The sequence below is a fragment of the Pseudochelatococcus sp. genome (genome assembly GCF_050946405.1).
Taxonomy (GTDB): domain Bacteria; phylum Pseudomonadota; class Alphaproteobacteria; order Rhizobiales; family Beijerinckiaceae; genus Pseudochelatococcus.
Genome location: NZ_JBMNUS010000001.1, coordinates 502,969 through 519,889 on the forward strand (window position 1 = coordinate 502,969; position 16,921 = coordinate 519,889).

General features: G+C 68.4%; 16 protein-coding genes and 1 riboswitch. Of the genes, 14 read left to right on the forward strand and 2 right to left on the reverse strand.

Annotation, left to right across the window (positions count from 1 at the left end; translation table 11 throughout):
* Positions 1-89 precede the first annotated feature (89 nt).
* The 7 genes from ACOYJQ_RS02095 to ACOYJQ_RS02125 all read left to right on the forward strand — a co-directional run bounded on the left by ACOYJQ_RS02095 (position 90) and on the right by ACOYJQ_RS02125 (position 7,958).
* On the forward strand, positions 90-1,019 hold the full coding sequence (locus tag ACOYJQ_RS02095) for a heme/hemin ABC transporter substrate-binding protein (protein WP_433456038.1): 930 nt from the start codon (positions 90-92) through the stop codon (positions 1,017-1,019).
* 11 nt (positions 1,020-1,030) lie between these two features.
* Positions 1,031-2,173, forward strand: coding sequence for a FecCD family ABC transporter permease (locus ACOYJQ_RS02100; protein WP_433456040.1), 1,143 nt, complete (start codon positions 1,031-1,033; stop codon positions 2,171-2,173).
* A complete protein-coding gene (locus tag ACOYJQ_RS02105; RefSeq protein WP_433456042.1) occupies positions 2,170-3,000 on the forward strand; it encodes a heme ABC transporter ATP-binding protein in 831 nt (276 codons plus the stop codon). Before ACOYJQ_RS02100 ends, ACOYJQ_RS02105 begins: the two co-directional genes overlap by 4 nt.
* A 175-nt stretch (positions 3,001-3,175) precedes the next feature.
* Positions 3,176-4,735 carry an ABC transporter substrate-binding protein gene (locus tag ACOYJQ_RS02110; RefSeq protein ID WP_433456044.1) on the forward strand — a complete coding sequence of 520 codons (1,560 nt, stop codon included), beginning with the start codon at positions 3,176-3,178 and terminating at the stop codon, positions 4,733-4,735.
* Between the two features lie 20 nt (positions 4,736-4,755).
* A complete protein-coding gene (locus tag ACOYJQ_RS02115) occupies positions 4,756-5,703 on the forward strand; it encodes an ABC transporter permease (RefSeq protein ID WP_433456046.1) in 948 nt (315 codons plus the stop codon).
* A gap of 3 nt (positions 5,704-5,706) precedes the next feature.
* Positions 5,707-6,531, forward strand: a complete 825-nt coding sequence (locus ACOYJQ_RS02120; RefSeq protein ID WP_433456047.1) for an ABC transporter permease — start codon at positions 5,707-5,709, stop codon at positions 6,529-6,531.
* Complete coding sequence (locus ACOYJQ_RS02125; protein WP_433456049.1) at positions 6,528-7,958, forward strand: ABC transporter ATP-binding protein; 1,431 nt, start codon at positions 6,528-6,530, stop codon at positions 7,956-7,958. Before ACOYJQ_RS02120 ends, ACOYJQ_RS02125 begins: the two co-directional genes overlap by 4 nt.
* Positions 7,959-8,423: 465 nt before the next feature.
* On the opposite strand, the gene ACOYJQ_RS02130 is transcribed toward ACOYJQ_RS02125, so the two are convergent.
* The gene (locus ACOYJQ_RS02130) at positions 8,424-9,347 is read right to left on the reverse strand and encodes an AraC family transcriptional regulator (RefSeq protein WP_433456051.1); all 924 of its coding nucleotides are present in this window, start codon (positions 9,345-9,347) and stop codon (positions 8,424-8,426) included.
* Positions 9,348-9,444: 97 nt separating this feature from the next.
* Between ACOYJQ_RS02130 and ACOYJQ_RS02135 the strand changes: the two genes are divergently transcribed.
* The gene (locus ACOYJQ_RS02135; RefSeq protein WP_433456053.1) at positions 9,445-10,191 is read left to right on the forward strand and encodes an SDR family oxidoreductase; all 747 of its coding nucleotides are present in this window, start codon (positions 9,445-9,447) and stop codon (positions 10,189-10,191) included.
* A gap of 159 nt (positions 10,192-10,350) precedes the next feature.
* Here the strand turns inward: ACOYJQ_RS02135 and ACOYJQ_RS02140 are convergent, their stop codons facing one another.
* Positions 10,351-10,854, reverse strand: a complete 504-nt coding sequence (locus ACOYJQ_RS02140; protein ID WP_433456055.1) for a Fur family transcriptional regulator — start codon at positions 10,852-10,854, stop codon at positions 10,351-10,353.
* 150 nt (positions 10,855-11,004) lie between these two features.
* Here ACOYJQ_RS02140 and ACOYJQ_RS02145 point away from each other — a divergent pair, with 150 nt between their 5' ends.
* From ACOYJQ_RS02145 to ACOYJQ_RS02170, 6 genes are all read left to right on the forward strand, one after another.
* Positions 11,005-11,976: a metal ABC transporter solute-binding protein, Zn/Mn family gene (locus ACOYJQ_RS02145; RefSeq protein ID WP_433456056.1), complete on the forward strand. Its 972-nt coding sequence runs from the start codon at positions 11,005-11,007 to the stop codon at positions 11,974-11,976.
* Between the two features lie 196 nt (positions 11,977-12,172).
* Entirely contained in the window at positions 12,173-13,144 is a 972-nt protein-coding gene (gene cobT, locus ACOYJQ_RS02150) for a nicotinate-nucleotide--dimethylbenzimidazole phosphoribosyltransferase (RefSeq protein ID WP_433456407.1), read from the forward strand.
* A 103-nt stretch (positions 13,145-13,247) separates the two neighbouring features.
* Positions 13,248-13,442: riboswitch (cobalamin riboswitch) on the forward strand.
* Positions 13,443-13,562: 120 nt separating this feature from the next.
* Positions 13,563-14,582: an ABC transporter substrate-binding protein gene (locus ACOYJQ_RS02155; RefSeq protein ID WP_433456058.1), complete on the forward strand. Its 1,020-nt coding sequence runs from the start codon at positions 13,563-13,565 to the stop codon at positions 14,580-14,582.
* A complete protein-coding gene (locus ACOYJQ_RS02160; RefSeq protein WP_433456060.1) occupies positions 14,579-15,673 on the forward strand; it encodes a FecCD family ABC transporter permease in 1,095 nt (364 codons plus the stop codon). Before ACOYJQ_RS02155 ends, ACOYJQ_RS02160 begins: the two co-directional genes overlap by 4 nt.
* Positions 15,670-16,449 (forward strand): ABC transporter ATP-binding protein, encoded by a 780-nt coding sequence (locus ACOYJQ_RS02165; RefSeq protein ID WP_433456062.1) that lies wholly within the window; start codon positions 15,670-15,672, stop codon positions 16,447-16,449. Before ACOYJQ_RS02160 ends, ACOYJQ_RS02165 begins: the two co-directional genes overlap by 4 nt.
* Positions 16,446-16,913, forward strand: coding sequence for a pseudoazurin (locus ACOYJQ_RS02170; protein WP_433456064.1), 468 nt, complete (start codon positions 16,446-16,448; stop codon positions 16,911-16,913). The genes ACOYJQ_RS02165 and ACOYJQ_RS02170 overlap by 4 nt, the downstream gene beginning before the upstream one ends.
* Positions 16,914-16,921 lie beyond the last annotated feature (8 nt).

Below are 16,921 nucleotides of genomic sequence, written 5' to 3' on the forward strand. Positions count from 1 at the left end.
TTGTTCATGGTCGCCGGGGCGAACGTACTCAAGCGTCCGCCCGGTTTTTCAGGTGCGCCTTCCGGGCATGAGACAGGCAAGAGCCGGTTATGCGAACAACATTTCGGTCATTATTGGAAAAGTTCCATATTGCGACAGTCGCATGCTGCCTTCTTGCCGCGATTTTCCTTTTCGTTGCCGGCTCCCGCGAGGGCCGCGCGGATGACGCCGCGCCCAGGATCGTTTCGGTCGGCGGGGCGATCACGGAGATTCTTTACGATCTGGGGCTTGCCGACAGGATCGCGGGTGTCGACACGACAAGCCGGTTTCCGCCGGAGGCCCTGAGCGACAAGCCGAACGTGGGTTACATGCGCGCGCTGTCGGCGGAGGGCGTTCTCGCGCTCGCGCCCACGCAGGTGCTGCTGCTGGATGGCTCCGGTCCGCCCGGCGCATTGCAGTTGCTGGCGGAATCGGGCCTGCCCGTCGTGCGCATCGGCGACGATCCGACGCCGGCCGGCGTCGCGGCCAAGATCCGCGAGATCGGGCGGGCGACGGGCGCGACCGCCGGAGCGGCGGCGCTGGCGGCGAGCGTGGAGCGGCGTTTCGCGCTGCTGGAGGCCTTGCGCGGGAAGATCGACCGCCCGAAAAAGGTGTTGTTCGTGCTGGGCTTTCAGGGCGGCCGGCCGCTGGTCGCGGGGCAGGAGACGGCGGCGGACGGCATCATCCGCCTTGCCGGAGCGCAGAACGCGGCGCAGGGATTTTCCGGCTACAAGCCGATGACGGACGAGGCGATCATCACGGCCGCGCCGGAAGCGATCGTCACCATGGGCGGCGCCGGCCACGCGACGGACGCCGACGACCTTTTCGCGCGTCCCGCTTTCGCCGGTACGCCCGCCGCGGCGCAGAAGCGGTTCATCAGCCGCGACGGCCAGTTCCTGCTCGGCTTCGGCCCGCGCACGCCGCAGGCGGCCGCCGATCTGCTGCACGCGCTGTACCCCGATGTGCCGGTGCCCGACGAACTCGCCGCCGGCGCGCGGTAACGTCCGCGGTCATGACGAGGCCCGCCGACTTCAGCCCTGCGCATGCGGCCGCGGATGTCTCCGACCGGAGCCGGCGCGCCGTGTGGCTGATGGCGGCGCTCGCCATGCTCGCGCTTGCCGCCTCGGTCGTGTCGCTGGGCACGGGCGCGGTCTCCATGCCGCCGGAGCGGGTGTTGCGCGTGTTGTGGCTGGAGGCCGCCGGCGTTCATGACGCGGTGACGGCGGGCGACCGGCTCGTGGTGATCGGCATCCGCCTGCCGCGCACCCTGCTCGGCCTGATGGTGGGCGGAGCCTTGGCGGTGTCCGGCGCGCTCATGCAGGGGTTGTTCCGCAATCCGCTGGCCGATCCGGGCCTTGCCGGCGTGTCGAGCGGCGCGGCGCTGGCGGCGGCGGTGGTCATCGTCCTGGGGCAGCCGATCGCGGCGGCGGCGGCGGCCCTGCTTCCCGCGGGGCTCGGCGACGGTCTCGCCCTGCCCGGCGGGGGAACGCCGTTCGCCCTGTTGCCGGTCGCGGCCTTCGGCGGCGGATTGCTCGTCACGCTGCTGCTCTATGCGCTGTCTACCCGCAACGGCCAGACGCGGATCGCCACGCTGTTGCTCGCCGGCGTCGCCATCGGCGCGCTGACGGGCGCGATCACCGGCTTTCTCTCCTATATCAGCGACGACCGCCAGTTGCGCGATCTGACCTTCTGGTCGCTGGGCAGTCTCGGCGGGGCGACATGGGACCGGGTGGCGACGGTCGCGCCGGCCATTCTGCCGGTGTTCGTCGCGGTGCCGTTTCTGGCGCGCGGGCTCAACGCGCTGGCGCTCGGCGAGGCGGAAGCGTTCCATCTCGGCATCGCCGTGCAGCGCATCAAGCGCGTGACGCTGCTTCTCGTGTCGGTGGCCGTCGGGGCGGCGGTGGCGGCATCGGGCGTGATCGGCTTCGTCGGCCTCGTGGTGCCGCATCTGCTGCGCCTGTTGCATGGCGCGGATCACCGCACCCTGCTGCCGGCCAGCGCGCTGCTCGGCGGCGCGCTGCTCGTGGGCGCGGACAGCCTGGCGCGCACCCTCGTCGCGCCGGCGGAGCTGCCCATCGGCATTCTCACGGCCGCGCTGGGCGCGCCGTTCTTCCTGTGGCTGCTGCTGGCGCGCAGCCGGGATCTGTCGATATGAGCGCCATCGAAGCGCGCGGCGCGGGGTTTTCGGTCGGCGGCCGGGACCTCGTGGCGGCCGTCGACCTGTCCGTGGCCGCCGGCGAGATGGTGGTGGTGGCCGGGCCGAACGGCGCGGGCAAGTCCACGCTGCTGCGCATGCTCGCGGGCGAGATGCGGCCGACGCGGGGCAGCGTCCTCTACGGCGGCGAGGATATCGCCCGCTTGCCGCCGTGGCGTCTGGCGCTGGTGCGCGCCGTATTGCCGCAGAGCACGCATGTGGCCTTTCCCTTTCGCGTGCGCGAGGTGGTGCGGCTCGGCGTCGACGGCGTGGGGCGCATGCTGCCGCGCGCGATGCGCGGCGACATCGTGAGCGAGGCGCTGGATGCCGGCGACGTGCTTCATCTGCGTGACCGTCTGTACCAGACGCTCTCGGGCGGCGAGCAGCAGCGGGTGCAGTTCGCGCGCGTGCTCGCCCAGTTGCACGCCGGCATGCGCACGGGGATTTGCGCCGGCCTTGCGGGCGGCGCGCCCGTCCTGCTGCTGGACGAGCCGGTTTCAAGCCTTGATCTCAAGCACCAGAGCGCCCTCCTGCGCGCCGCGCGCGCATTGTCGCGGCAGGGCGTGGCGGTGCTGGCCATCCTGCACGATCTCAACCTCGCCGCCGCCTTCGGCGACCGGCTCGTGGTGCTGCACAAGGGCGGTGTCGCGGCGCAGGGCGTGCCGGCCGAGGTGCTGACGGACAGCCTGCTGGAGCGGGTTTTCGAAGTGTCGTTCCGCGTCGGCGTCGCGCCGCCGGCACCCGCGCCCTATGTTTTGCCGTTCGATCCGCCGCCGGCGTCATCGTAACATTACAACATAGCGGTAGTTTGGCATTCGAAGAACGGCGGCTCCGGCCCCTTCCTGAAAACATAATGATTCCAAAATTTTGCAGGATGCGCGATCGCGCTGGACAAGCGGCGCGCATTTCGTTATCGAAATGATATAACATTTCTTTTATATCTCATGACGCAGGACACAGGCCATGTTGCGAAAGACCGCTTCATTATTATCGGCGTCGGCTCGGGCGCTCGTCGTCGCATGCGGCGTTTCCGGCGCGACCTGGATAACTCCGGGCACGGCTTCGGAGGCGGACGTGTTCAACGTGGTCGCGCCGTTCGAGGTGAAGGGCGTCGAGCCGTCGACGTCCGGCGATCTGTTCCTGAAGACGCGCGTGGCCGAAACGCTCGTCGACGCGGACGAGAACGGCAATCCGCTGCCCGCGCTCGCGGAGCGGTGGGAGGTGTCGGACGACGGCAAGGTCTGGCGCTTCTTCGTGCGTCCCGGCGTCGTCTTCCACGATGGGTCGAAGCTGACGGCGGACAGCATCGTGCATGCGCTCAACGTCGCGCTTGGCCGTTCCGGCGGCCTGCTGGCGAAGGCGCCGATCGACGGCATCGCGGCGGAGGGCGAGGTGGTCGTCGTCACCCTCAAGCAGCCCTTCGCGCCGCTGCTCGCCTTCCTGGCGCACAACACCACGCAGATTCTCGCGCCCGCCTCCTACGCGGGCGACGATACCGTGAAGACGGTGATCGGGACGGGGCCGTTCAAGTTGGGCGCGTTCGAGCCGCCGCTGAAGTTTTCCGTGATCCGCTTCGAGAATTATTGGGGCGAGCGGCCGGCGATCGCGCAGGCCCATTATCTGGCGGCCGGGCGCGGCGAGACGCGCGCGCTGCTGGCCGAGAGCGGCGATGCCGATTACGTGCTGAACCTCGATCCCGCCAGCCGCGTGCGGCTCGAGCGGGGCGGCAAGGTCGACGTGCTGTCCATCGCCATTCCCCGCACGGTGCTGATCAAGGTCAACGCCGGTCATCCGGCGCTGAAGGATGTCGCGACCCGTGAGGCGCTCAGCGCGGCCATCGACCGCGAGGGCATCGCCGCCGCCATCCTGCGCCTGCCGGACGCCGGCGCGACGCAGCTTTTTCCGCCGAGCGTCGGCACCTGGCACAACGACGCGATCGCGCCGCTCACCCATGACGTCGACAAGGCGAAGACGCTGCTGGCGCAAGCCGGCTGGAAGGCGGGCGCGGACGGTGTGCTGGAGCGTGACGGCACGCGCTTTGCCGTGACGCTCACCACCTACCCGGATCGGCCCGAGCTGCCGCTGATCGCCGCCGCCTTGCAGGAGCAATGGCGCGAGGTCGGCATCGCCGTCACCATCAACTCCACCAATTCGAGCGAGATTCCCGCCAAACACCAGGACGGCACGCTGGAACTGGGGCTGGTGGCGCGCAATTTCGCGCTGGTGCCCGATCCGGTCGGCACCATCCTTCAGGATTACCCGCCGGAGGGCGGCGACTGGGGCGCGCTCAACTGGTCGAACGCGGAATTCAGCGCCGCCATCGACGCGCTGTCGCGCACGGCCGACAAGGCGGAAGGGCAGGCCCTGCGCGACAAGGCGGTGAGCATCCTGCAGGCCGAACTGCCCGTCATCCCGGTGGCGTGGTATCAGCAGACGGCGGCGGTGTCCAAGAAGGTCGAGGGCGCGCGGCTCGATCCGTTCGAGCGCGATTTCGGTCTCGCCAGGATGCGCAAGGCGCCGTGATGTCGGATGCGATGTTTCGGATGGCCCGTTCCGTCCTGCTGCCCCGTCTCGTGCAGGCGGCGCTGGTGGCGCTCGTCGTCGGCGTCCTCACCTTCATTCTGGTGCGCTCGCTGCCCGGCGACATGGCCTATCGCATCGCCGCCGGACGCTACGGCTACGACATGGTGGACACGGCCGCGGCCGACGCCGTGCGGCGGGAACTCGGGCTCGAACAGCCGGCGATCACGGCGCTCGCCGGCTGGCTTTGGGATATCCTGCGTCTCGATTTCGGCAAATCGCTGATCTCGGGCGAGCCTGTCATCGACGAGATCGTGCATCAGCTCGGCGCGACGATGGAACTGTCGCTGGCGGCGGTGCTGCTGTCGCTGCTCATCGGCCCGCCGCTTGGCGTGCTCGCGGGCCTGCGGCCGGGCGGTTGGCTCGACCGGGCGCTGCTCGTCGCCTCCAGCGGCCTCAGGGCGCTGCCGGCCTTCGTGCTGGGCCTGCTGCTCGTCCTCGTGCTGGCGCGGGAGCTTGGCCTTTTCCCGGTGGCGGGGCACGGCGGCGCGCGCAACCTCTTCCTGCCCGCGCTGACGCTGGCGCTGGGGCTCGCGGCCGTGTCGGCGAGGGTGGCGCGCGATGCGATGCTCGCTGTCGCGCAGTCGCCCTATTACGCCTTCGGGCGGACGAAGGGCCTGTCGGAGCGCGAGGTTTTCGCCCGCCATGGCCTGCGCAACGTCGCGGTGCCGGTGGTGACTTATCTCGGCGTGCAGTTCGTCTATCTGATCGAGGGCGTGGTGGTGGTGGAATCGCTTTTCGCCTGGCCGGGCATCGGCCATGCGCTGGTGCACGCCATCTTCGCCCGCGACGTGCCGATGATTCAGGGCACGGCGCTCGTCATGGGGCTGATGTTCGTTGTGCTGAACACGGGCGTCGATCTCGCCTGCCGCTGGCTCGATCCGCGCGGCGCGCGCCTGACGGAAGGGTGATCCATGGCCGCCGATCTTGCTCTCGTCGGGGCGCGGGCAACGTCGTTCTGGTCCGCGCAGCGGATCGTGGGCGTCGTGCTGCTCGCCGCGATCGCCGCCTTCGCCTTCCTCACGCCCTTCGTGATCGACACCGATCCCGTCCGCCAGAGCCTGCGCCATGCGCTCGGCGGTCCGACGGCGGCGGAGCCGCTCGGTTACGATCATCTGGGCCGCTCCATGCTGGCGCGGCTGTCGGCGGCGCTGCGCCTGTCGCTGGGGCTGGCGCTGCTCAGCGTCGTCACGGCGGCGGTGCCAGGCATCGCGCTCGGCATCCTCGCGGCGTGGAAGGGCGGCGTCGTGGACCGCCTCGTCTCGCTGGTGGCCGACGCCTTCCTGGCGCTGCCGGGGCTGCTGCTCGTGCTGATGTTCGTCGCCATCGTGCCGAACGCGCCCTGGGCGCTCTATGTCGGCATCTCGCTGGTGTTGTGGATCGAGTATTTCCGCCTCACGCGCTCCGTCACCCGCGCGCTTGTCGCCTCGCCGGCCGTGCAGGCGTCGCGGCTGCTGGGGTTCGGGCCGCTCTACGTCGTGCGCCGCCACATCTGGCCCGAGATCGCGCCGCTCGTGCTCACGGTCGGCGCTTTCGGCGCGGCCTCGGCCATCGCGGCCATCGCGGCGCTCAGCTTCGTCAGCGTCGGCGTGCGGCCGCCCACGCCGGAACTCGGGCTGATGATGACGGAGCTGCTGCCCTATTACCACGAGGCGCCGCACGCGCTGTTGCAGCCGGTCGTCGCGGTGTTCCTGCTCATCCTCAGCCTCAACTTCATCGCCGGGAGCAACAGCCGATGACAGCGCTTCTCGTTGCGGAGCAGGTCGCCGTTTTCGCGGCGGGCCTGCTCGTTCATCCCGCGTCGCTGACGCTGCATGCCGGGCGGCCGTTCACGATTCTGGGCGAGACCGGATCGGGCAAGAGCCTGCTGGCGCAGGCGATCATGGGCACCTTGCCGCGCGGGCTGCGCGCCGGGGGGCGGGTGACGATCGACGACAGGCGGCTCGATCTGGGCACGGGGCAGGGCCATCGCGCCCTGTGGGGGCGCACGATCGGCGTGCTGCCGCAGGAGCCGTGGCTTGCGCTCGATCCCACCATGCGCGCGCAGGAGCAGGTGGCGGAAGGCTATCGTCTCGTGCGGCGCTTGCCGGCGGGCGAGGCGCAAACGCGGGCGCAGGCGGATCTTGCCGCTCTCGGCCTCGGCGGGGCGGGCGGGAAACTGCCGTCCGAGCTGTCCGGCGGCATGGCGCAGCGGGTGGCCTTCGCCGCCGCGCGGGCGGGCGGCGCGCGGATCGTGATCGCCGACGAGCCGACCAAGGGGCTCGACGTGCAGAGGCGCGACGACGTGATCGCGCTGCTGCTGAAGGAGGTCGAGGACGGCGGCGGCCTGCTCACCATCACCCACGATCTGGAACTGGCGCGCCGCATGGGCGGCGACGTCGCGGTCGTGCTGGAGGGCAGGATCATCGAGCAGGGGCCGGCGGCGCAGGTGCTGGGCGCGCCCCGCCACGACTACACGAAACGCCTGATCGCGGCCGACCCGGCCGCATGGCCGGAGCGGCGGGCGACGGCACGGCGGGAGACGGCGGCCGCGCCGGTGCTGTCGGCGGCGGGCCTCGGCAAGACGCGCGGCGGGCAACTGCTGTTCAGCGATCGGGATCTCATCGTCCATCCCGGCGAAATCGTCGGCATCACCGGCCCCAGCGGCTGCGGCAAGAGCACTTTCGGCGATATCCTGCTGGGGCTGGTTCAGCCCGACGCGGGCACGGTGACGCGGGCCGAGGGGGTTGCGCGCGTGCGCTTCCAGAAGCTCTATCAGGACCCGCCCGCCGCCTTCCCGCAGCGGGTTTCGATCCGCCGCGCGCTGGGCGATCTCGTCCGGCTGCACGGTCTCGACGCCGGCCGCATCGCGCCGCTGCTCGGGCGGCTGCGCCTGTCGCCGGACCTGCTCGACAGGCTGCCGTCGCAGGTATCGGGCGGGGAACTGCAACGCTTCGCGCTGCTGCGCGTGCTGCTCCTCGACCCCGTTTTCCTGTTCGCCGACGAGCCGACCTCGCGGCTGGACCTCATCACCCAGCAGGAAACGGTGGAATTGCTGACCGAGGTGGCGCGCGAGCGCAACTGCGCCGTCCTCATCGTCAGCCACGATACCGAGCTTGTCCGCAAGATCAGCGACCGGCGGATCGCGTTCGGAGGCCGGCCGGATACCGCGGCGCTCGCGGCGTGATCCCGTCAGCCCGGCTTGTCCAGTCCGGCGCCCGCCGTGGGGCCGGAACGCAGGGTGTGGATTTCCTCGATGTGGATGAGCACGGCGCACCGGGGCTGCCGACGAAGCGGTAGCCGTCGAGCGTCTCGCCATCGATCACGGCGACGGCCATTCCGGCGTGTCGGGCGGGCGCGTGAGCCATGATCGCGCTCCCGCTCATGGCGCCGGAAAGGCGGCAAAGTTTTCAGGGCCGGTGATCGGCATTGGCGGGCTCCTTTCGTGTCGATTGTCGGATGCGTGCATGCGATGCCGCCGGCTGTGTTGCCGTTGCCGTGGAGAGCGAACGATGTCCGCGCGGCCGGCCGCGGTGTCGAGGCGTTTCAGCCTGATGACGATATCGACGCTACCGCTTGCCTCCTCGGCCGCTCAAGCATCGGGAATGCACCTCCGCTCTTGGATGGTCACCATGGGCATCAACGGAACGTTTCATGTGGTGGGCACCTTAGGCACCCTCTGGATCGGGTGCCCGTACTGGCTCGGTGCGACGCCGACAAAACGGGAAAAGGCAACGCTGAAGGCGCTTGCCGAGCCGTAGCCGATGCGTCTGGCGATCTCTTTCATTCCCCCGTCCTTGCGCCGCAGCATGTCCTTGGCCAGCGCCATCCGCCACGACAGCAGATATTCCATGGGCGCCATGCCAGTCTGTTTTTGAAACCTGTCGAAGAACACCGACCGTGACAGCATGGCAGTGGACGCCAGTTCCTCGATCGTCCAAGCTTTGGCGGGATTCTCGTGCATCTGCCGAATTGATGGGCCGAGATTCTTGTCGGTAAGGCCCCGCAGCAGGCCCGGCGCTTCCAACCCGGCGGAATCCGAGCGCAATGCCTCGATCAAAAGAAGCTGCAACTGCCTTTCGAGCACGATCTCCCTGGCGGGTCTGTCGCCTTGCGCTTCCTCGCGGATCATTTGTACGAGTGCGGTCAGGCGTGCCTGACCGCGCACGTGCAGCAGGCGAGGCAGGAGTGCGAAAACCAGGGTTGTATCGGGAGAGCCGAAGGCCAGCCGCCCGATCAGCACGCGCATATTGGGCATACCGGTTGGATCGCCATGTCGCGTTTCGTCGCCGAGCCGCGTGACCCGAAGCGGGTCGTCGGCTTCATCCGTGTTTTCGGCATTGCTCGACATCGTGAAGCGGCAGGCGGCCGGAATGAGCACGAAATCGTTCTCCTCCAGCGCAATGCCCGGCTGTCCGTTGATGGCAAGCCTTGCCGATCCTTCGAGGATCACCGCAAAGAACGGGCTTCCGTCGCCGGCTCCGTCCACACGCCAATTTCCGGATCCGCTCGCCGCCTTGGAGAAGGGCAGGCTCGGCTGAAGCATGCTGACGATTTCGGCAAGGGGGTCGATCAACAGGACGATCTCTAATGCAATCAGGATATGCCATGATAGTGCATCCTGTCTTTGGGGTCCACATAAGCGGCGTCAGAACACCGTGAAAGGACTTCTCATGAAAACCGTGCTCATTACCGGCTGCTCGTCCGGCTTTGGTCTCGATACCGCCAGGCTTTTCCTCGATCGTGGCTGGAAGGTCATCGCAACCATGCGCTCGCCGCGCAGCGACCTGCTGCCGAAGTCGGACAAACTGGTCGTTCTGCCGCTCGACGTCACCAGTGACGAGAGCGTTCGCGATGCCGTCGAGGCGGCGGGGCCGCTCGACGTGCTGGTCAACAATGCGGGGATCGGCTGGCTCAACGCCCTTGAAGGCACTCCAATCGATGTTGCCCGGTCCCTTTTCGAGACCAATACGCTAGGCACCATGCGCATGATCAGCGCCGTCCTGCCCCAGTTTCGCGACAGAAACGCGGGCCTTGTCATCAACGTGACCTCAAGCGTCACGATGAAGCCGCTGCCGCTCCTTTCGGCCTATACGGCCAGCAAGGCAGCCGTGAACGCCTTCACGGAATCCCTGGCGCTGGAACTCGCCCCTTTTGGAATTGAGGTCAGGATCGTGTTGCCCGGCTCCGCGCCGGAGACAAGCTTCGGCAGCACCGCGCTTTCACGACTGGAGGAAAACGGCGGCTTCCCCGCGCCCTATGCCAAGTTTGCCAATGACGTGATCGCGGCCATGCGGACATCGGACGCTCCGAAGACCCTTTCCTCGGACGTCGCTGAGGCCGTCTGGCGTGCGGCCACCGATCCATCCGCTCCGATGCGCATCCCGGCAGGCGCCGACGCGGTTGCGCTGGAACGTTAGGTCAGGTCCCGGCCTTCCAGGCTGACGCCCGATGCGGAGCCGAGCGGATCTGAATCGGGCGAGATCACCATCTTCCACGCGCTCCGTCCGCAATCGTCAGAACATGACAATGAACTGACGGTCTTCTTACCACCCCATTGCGGACCTTCGATCGAAGACTCAATTCAGAGGGTTATAGCGTAGACGTAGTTCTCCGTTTCGTCGTTTTCGGCCCGGCGGAACATCGGCGATGCGGCGTTCGGCCTCGAAATGGAAATGTTGATGGTCGCCGGTGTCGGTATAGAACCACGTCCGCTTGCCGTCGACGCGGACGCAGCGCAGAAGCCCCGCATCGGAGAATCGGTCGAGTGCGTTGTAGACGGTCGCGAGCAATAGCGGCCCGCCGGCGCCGATCGCATCCCGATGCAGGTCGTCGGCGGTGACATGGCGGTGGCCATGCCGATAGAGCAGGCCGGCTGTCCGTGGCAGGTCGGCGATGTCGGCGCGCGTGAGAGAATGCCTGTCGCGCGCCGCGCGCAGGCGCTTCAGCATGTCATCGGGAACGAGAAGCATCGGAGCATCCGTTGCAGGTGGCCGGGCATCGGAAAGCCGCGGCCGGGGGGCGCGGCGCGGAGAACCGGTCATCGCGGCGTTTTTCTTGCCGGTTGCGTTCATCGTCGTCATCCGGTCGAATCCTTGTTGCAATTCAGTTGCAATTGCAGAATAAGAAAGGCGGGACACGCGTCAATCCATTTTTGCAAATGATTTGCAACTGCATTGACGGATGATATGCGATGGACGACGAAATTGTCGCATTAACAAGGAGATGCGAGTATGTTTGACAGGATGAGACGGGCCGTTCTGGCCGGCTTGATCGGCGTGTCGCTGGCTGCTGCAATGGCGGTTGCGCCGGCCGCCGCGCAGGAAAAGAAGCTCGCCGTCGTCGCGACGACGGGCATGATCGCCGATGCGGTGCGGCAGGTCGGCGGCGAGCGTGTCGAGGTGAGGGCGCTGATGGGGCCGGGCGTCGATCCCCATGTCTACCGCCAGACCCGCTCCGACATCGCGGCGATGGCGAGGGCCGACGCCGTGTTCTGGCACGGCCTTTATCTGGAGGCCCAGCTTGAGGAATTTTTCCACGATCTCGCGAAGCGCAAGCCGGTTGTCGCGCTGGCCGAGAGTTTGCCGAAAGACCGGCTTCTGCCCAACGACGACTATCAGAATCGCTACGATCCGCATGTCTGGATGAACCCGCGCCTGTGGCGGGGCGTCGTCGCGGCGGCGCGCGACGCGCTGATCGGGCTCGACCCCGACGGGAGGGCCGTTTTCGAGGCGAACGCCGAACGGCATTTCACCGAGATCGATGCGCTCGCCGATTATGCGGACAAGGCGCTTGCCACGGTGCCCGAGGCTTCGCGCGTGCTGATCACGGCGCATGACGCCTTCAACTACTTCGGCAGGGCCTACGGCTTCGAGGTGCTCGGCATTCAGGGCATCTCGACGGAGAGCGAGGCGGGGCTGAGGCAGATCGAGGATCTGGTCGGCGTGCTGGTCGACCGCAAGATCGGAGCGATCTTCATCGAATCGTCGGTCTCCGACCGCAACGTCAAGGCGCTGATCGAGGGCGCCGCCGCGAAGGGGCATAAGGTGACGATCGGCGGCGAGCTGTTTTCCGATGCCATGGGCGCGCCCGGCACTTATGAAGGTACGTATATCGGCATGATCGATCACAACGCCACCGTGATCGCCCGTGCGCTCGGCGGCGAGGCGCCGGAAAAGGGCCTGAACGGCAGGCTGGGCTCCTGAGGCTTGCGCCGGATTCCGGTGGCCCCGCCGCCGCGATTGTGCTTTGTCGGCGGTCTGGCCGCCCCACCGGCGGGGCGCATGCGTGAACATGAAACGAAGGCATGAAACGGTGATTTTATCCGAATCGGGCGCGCCCCCTCTTGCCACTTTTCCGCTTGCCACTTTTCCGCTCGCCGCCCTGGCGGATATCGCGCCGATGGCGGCGATCCTTCCCGGCACCGATGCCGGGGCGCGCGATGCGGCCGCGGCGCATCAGGACAGGCTGACGAAGCCGCAAGGCTCCCTCGGGCGGCTGGAGGAACTGGCGCTGTTCATGGCCGGCTGGCGGGCGGACCCGCATCCGCGGGTCGATCTGGCGCAGGCGCTGGTCTTTGCCGGGAATCACGGCGTCTGCGCGCAGGGCGTCAACCCGTTTCCGCAGGAGGTGACGGCGCAGATGGTCGCGAACTTCCGGGCGGGCGGCGCGGCGATCAACCAGCTTTGCCGTGTCGCCGGCGCGCGGATGGAGGTGATCGCGCTCGATCTCGACCGCCCCACGGCCGATTTCACCGCCGGACCTGCGATGACGGAAGAAGAGACGCTCGTCGCGCTCAACCGGGGTGCGGCGGCGATCGATGCGGCGGCGGACGTGCTGGTGCTGGGCGAGATGGGCATCGGCAACAGCACGGTCGCGGCGGCGCTGGCGGCGGCGTTGTTCGGCGGGCCGGCGGCCGAATGGGTCGGTCCCGGCACGGGGGCGGGAGCCGAGGGCGTGCGGCGCAAGGCGGAGGTCGTCGAAAGAGGGCTCGCGCGCCACCCCGGCCGCGATCCGCTGCGGGTTCTCGCCGCTTTGGGCGGGCGCGAGCAGGCGGCGATCTGCGGCGCGATCCTGGCGGCGAGGGCGGCGCGGATTCCGGTGCTGCTCGACGGGTTCATCTGCACGGCCGCCGCCTCTGTGCTGCATGCGGTCGATTCCCGGCTGCTCGATCATTGTCTCGCCGGCCACGTTTCCGCCGAGCCCGGCCACCGCCGCCTGCTGGAGCGGCTGGGCAAGAGGGCCGTTCTGGAGCTCGACCTGCGGCTGGGCGAAGGCACGGGCGCGGCGCTGGCGCTCAACATCCTGCGCGCCGCGCTGGAGTGCCACAACAGCATGGCGACCTTCGCCGGGGCGGGCGTTTCAGAAGGCTGAGCCGGCGGCGCGGGGCGCGGTTCCGGCTCTTGCCGTTTCGGTTTCTCGCCGCTCCGGTTTCTTGCCGCTCCGGTTTCTTGCCGCTTGACAAAAGCGGCGGCGCATCGGCTTATGCGGCGTCGGTTTCCTTCGGGAATGAATAGGGAATTCGCGGCGATCCGTCGCCAAACGAAACTGCCCCCGCAACTGTAGGCGGTGAGCCTTCTCCCCTTGACGCCACTGGGCCGGATGGTCCGGGAAGGTCGGGAGAGGGCGCTGATCCGTCAGTCAGGAGACCTGCCGACGACTGGAATGTTGACGCGGGCGGGGTGTCCCGAGGAAAGGATCGTCATGATGTGTCAGGCGCTTGCCCTGATAGGCACGTTTGTGCCGTTCGATGTCGAGACCGGCCGTTCGCCTTCGAATGGAGCCGGAAACGATGTCTAGAAAATCCATCCTCGCGGGCCTTGTCGCCTCGTTTCTCCTCGCGCCGGGCGCGTTCGCCGCGGAGGCGACCCATTATCCGCTGACGCTGAAGAACTGCGGCATCGACGTCACCTTCGATCACGCGCCGCAGCGCACCGTAACCATCGGGCAATCCGCCACCGAAGTGCTCTATTCGCTGGGGCTCTCCGACAGGGTTGTCGGCACCTCGGTGTGGTTCAACGAGGTGTTGCCGGAGTTCCGGGACGTCAACGACAAGGTGGAGCGGCTGGCGGACAACGACCCCAGCTTCGAGAGCGTGGTGCAGAAGCGCCCCGATCTCGTCGCCATCCAGTTCGTCTGGCATGTCGGGCCGGAGGGCATCGTCGCGACGCGCGACCAGTTCCACGATCTTTCGATTCCCACCTACACCATGCCCGCCGACTGCATCGCCAAGGATAACACGGTCGGCGTCGACGGCACGCGCTCGGAGTTGTTCAACACGGAAAGCCTCTATCAGGGCATCCGCGAGCTGGCGGAGATCTTCGACATCCCGGAACGCGGCGACAGGCTGGTGGCGGATCTCAAGGCGCGCGAGCAGGCGGCCATCGCGCGGGCGGCGGCCTTCAGGAGCAAGGATATCTCCGCCGTGTTCTGGTTCTCCAGCGCGGACATGGACATCGATCCGTATGTCGCCGGCCGCAAGGGCGCGCCCGCCTACATGATGGACAAGCTCGGCATCCGCAACGTCGTCGAGTCCGATGAGGAATGGCCGGTCGTCGGCTGGGAGACGATCGCGCGCGCCAACCCCGACATCATCGTCATCGCGCGGATGAACCGCCGCCGCTTCCCGGCCGACGACCACGAGAAGAAGCTGGAATTCCTGCGGACCGATCCGGTGGCGAGCCAGATGGAGGCGGTGAAGCACAACCGCATCATCGTCATGGATGCGCATGCGATGGATGCAACCATCCGCACCATCGGCGGCATCGAGACGCTCGCCGAAGGGCTGGAAGCCTTCGATCCGGCGAAATGAGCGCGGCCGCTCCGGCGCGGGCAGATGAGAACGGCGCGCGTGGGAACGGTGCGAGCTGGAGCGCCGGCCTGTCGCGCGCGCTGGGCGCGTCGCTGGCGGTCGCGGTGCTCGTCGCCGCGATCATGGCGGGCGTCTCCATCGGGGAGACGTCCATTCCCCTGCGCACCATCCTGCATACGCTGGCCAACGAGCTGTTCGGCGCCGGTTATGCCGTCGATCCGATCGATCGCGGCATCGTGTGGCACTACAGGCTCAGCCGCACCTTCGTCGCGGCGTGCTGCGGGGCGGGGCTGGCGGCGTCCGGCGTCGTGCTGCAAGCCTTGTTGCGCAACGCGCTTGCCGATCCCTACATTCTTGGCATTTCCGCCGGCGCCTCCACCGGCGCTGTCGCCGTCACCATCGCCGGCCTGGGGGCGGGCGCGGTTTCCCTGTCGCTCGGGGCTTTCGCCGGAGCGATCGTGGCGTTTCTGTTCGTGATCGTGCTGGCGCGAGCGGCCGGCGGCGGCGCGGGGGCGCTGGCGGCCGGGCAGATCGTGCTGGCGGGCATCGCGGGGTCGCAGCTCTTCAACGCGCTGACCTCCTTCATCATCACGAAATCCGCCAATGCCGAGCAGGCGCGCGGCATCATGTTCTGGCTGCTGGGCAATCTGAGCGGCGCGCGCTGGGCCGATGTGGGCCTCGTCGTGCCGGTGGCGCTGGCGGGCGTCACCATCGTCATCTGGCATGCGCGCGCGCTCGACGCATTCGTGTTCGGCGCGGATTCGGCGGCCTCGCTCGGCGTGCCGGTACGCCGCGTGCAGGTGGTGCTGATCACGGTCGCGGCCCTGCTGACGGCGGTGATGGTGAGCGTGGCGGGTTCCATCGGCTTCGTCGGCCTCGTGGTGCCGCATGCGGTGCGCTTTCTCGTCGGCGTCCGGCACGGGCGGCTCATCCCCGCCAGCGCGGTGGCCGGCGCGGCCTTCCTCATCACGGCCGATATCCTGTCGCGCACGCTCATTCCGGGGCAGGTGCTGCCCATCGGCGTCATCACGGCGCTCGTGGGCGCGCCGGTCTTCGGCATCATCCTGATCCGCGGGAGGCGTCCGCGATGACGCTTTCCGTCGAGAACGCGAGCTGGGCGGCGCGGCGCGTCAGGATCGTCGAGGACATCTCGCTCGCCTTGCGGCCGGGCGAGACGCTGGGCCTCATCGGCCCCAACGGCTCCGGCAAATCGACGCTGCTGCGTCTGATGGCCGGCATCCGCGAGCCCGCGGCGGGGGAGGTGACGCTCGGCGGCGTTCCCCTGCGCCGCATGCGCCGGCGCGATGTCGCGCGCCGGATCGCGCTCGTCGAACAGCAGGCCGATACGGGCGAGCCCATCGACGTGCGCGACGCGGTGGAGCTTGGCCGCACGCCATGGCTTTCGGCGCTGGCGCCCTGGTCGTCCAGGGACGACGCGGCCGTGGCGCAGGCGCTGGCCGATGTCGCCATGCAGGGTTTCGAGCGCCGCCACTGGCACACCCTGTCGGGCGGGGAGCGCCAGCGGGTCCACATCGCGCGGGCGCTGGCGCAGCAGCCCGACTATCTGCTGCTCGACGAGCCGACCAATCATCTCGACATCCGCCACCAGCTCGCCATCCTGCAACTGGTGCGCGGCCTGGCGGTGACGACGGTGATCGCGCTGCACGATCTCAACCAGGCGATGCAATGCGACCGCGTCGCGGTGCTCGACCATGGCCGGCTGGTCGCGCTGGGGCCGCCGGACGACATCATCACCCACGCGCTGGTGCATCGCATCTTCGCCGTCGGCGCGCGCTTCCTGACGGATGCGCACGACGGTCGGCGCGTCATCCGTTTTCATCTACCGGAGCAGGTTCAGTCATCATGAGCAGGATTGCATCGCTTTTGCGCGCGCTGGCCATCGGCGCGGCCGTCGTCACGGGCGCCGACGCCGCCGTCGCGGGCGAGGTTCACGAGGTCAGGATGCTCAATCGTAACGACATCGGGCCGATGCCCTACGAGCCCGACTATCTGGCGATCGCGCCGGGCGACACGATCCGCTTCGTCCCGACCACGAAGGGCCACAACGCGGAGACGATCAAGGGCTTCGTTCCCGAAGGCGCGCAGCCCTTCCGCAGCAAGCTGAGCGAGACTTTCGAGATCACGCTGACGGAGCCGGGCTTCTACGGCATCAAATGCACGCCCCACTACGCCATGGGCATGGTGATGCTGGTGCAGGTGCGGGACGAGGCGGGCGCGCGCCGCGCGAGCGACGTCACGCTGCCGCAGGGGCTGCCGCCGCGCGCGCGGAAGCGCTTCGAGGAAATCATCGACCGCGCGGCGGGCAAGTGATACCCGCG

Excerpts from the sequence above, each read along its gene's own strand:
- ACOYJQ_RS02110 (WP_433456044.1), top strand. The coding sequence starts at position 3,176 with ATGTTGCGAAAGACCGCTTCATTATTATCGGCGTCGGCTCGGGCGCTC.
- ACOYJQ_RS02120 (WP_433456047.1), top strand. The coding sequence starts at position 5,707 with ATGGCCGCCGATCTTGCTCTCGTCGGGGCGCGGGCAACGTCGTTCTGG.
- ACOYJQ_RS02170 (WP_433456064.1), top strand. The coding sequence starts at position 16,446 with ATGAGCAGGATTGCATCGCTTTTGCGCGCGCTGGCCATCGGCGCGGCC.
- ACOYJQ_RS02145 (WP_433456056.1), top strand. The coding sequence starts at position 11,005 with ATGTTTGACAGGATGAGACGGGCCGTTCTGGCCGGCTTGATCGGCGTG.
- ACOYJQ_RS02125 (WP_433456049.1), top strand. The coding sequence starts at position 6,528 with ATGACAGCGCTTCTCGTTGCGGAGCAGGTCGCCGTTTTCGCGGCGGGC.
- ACOYJQ_RS02115 (WP_433456046.1), top strand. The coding sequence starts at position 4,756 with ATGGCCCGTTCCGTCCTGCTGCCCCGTCTCGTGCAGGCGGCGCTGGTG.
- cobT (WP_433456407.1), top strand. The coding sequence starts at position 12,173 with ATGGCGGCGATCCTTCCCGGCACCGATGCCGGGGCGCGCGATGCGGCC.
- ACOYJQ_RS02100 (WP_433456040.1), top strand. The coding sequence starts at position 1,031 with ATGACGAGGCCCGCCGACTTCAGCCCTGCGCATGCGGCCGCGGATGTC.
- ACOYJQ_RS02155 (WP_433456058.1), top strand. The coding sequence starts at position 13,563 with ATGTCTAGAAAATCCATCCTCGCGGGCCTTGTCGCCTCGTTTCTCCTC.
- ACOYJQ_RS02160 (WP_433456060.1), top strand. The coding sequence starts at position 14,579 with ATGAGCGCGGCCGCTCCGGCGCGGGCAGATGAGAACGGCGCGCGTGGG.
- ACOYJQ_RS02165 (WP_433456062.1), top strand. The coding sequence starts at position 15,670 with ATGACGCTTTCCGTCGAGAACGCGAGCTGGGCGGCGCGGCGCGTCAGG.
- ACOYJQ_RS02140 (WP_433456055.1), bottom strand. The coding sequence starts at position 10,854 with ATGACGACGATGAACGCAACCGGCAAGAAAAACGCCGCGATGACCGGT.
- ACOYJQ_RS02095 (WP_433456038.1), top strand. The coding sequence starts at position 90 with ATGCGAACAACATTTCGGTCATTATTGGAAAAGTTCCATATTGCGACA.
- ACOYJQ_RS02135 (WP_433456053.1), top strand. The coding sequence starts at position 9,445 with ATGAAAACCGTGCTCATTACCGGCTGCTCGTCCGGCTTTGGTCTCGAT.
- ACOYJQ_RS02105 (WP_433456042.1), top strand. The coding sequence starts at position 2,170 with ATGAGCGCCATCGAAGCGCGCGGCGCGGGGTTTTCGGTCGGCGGCCGG.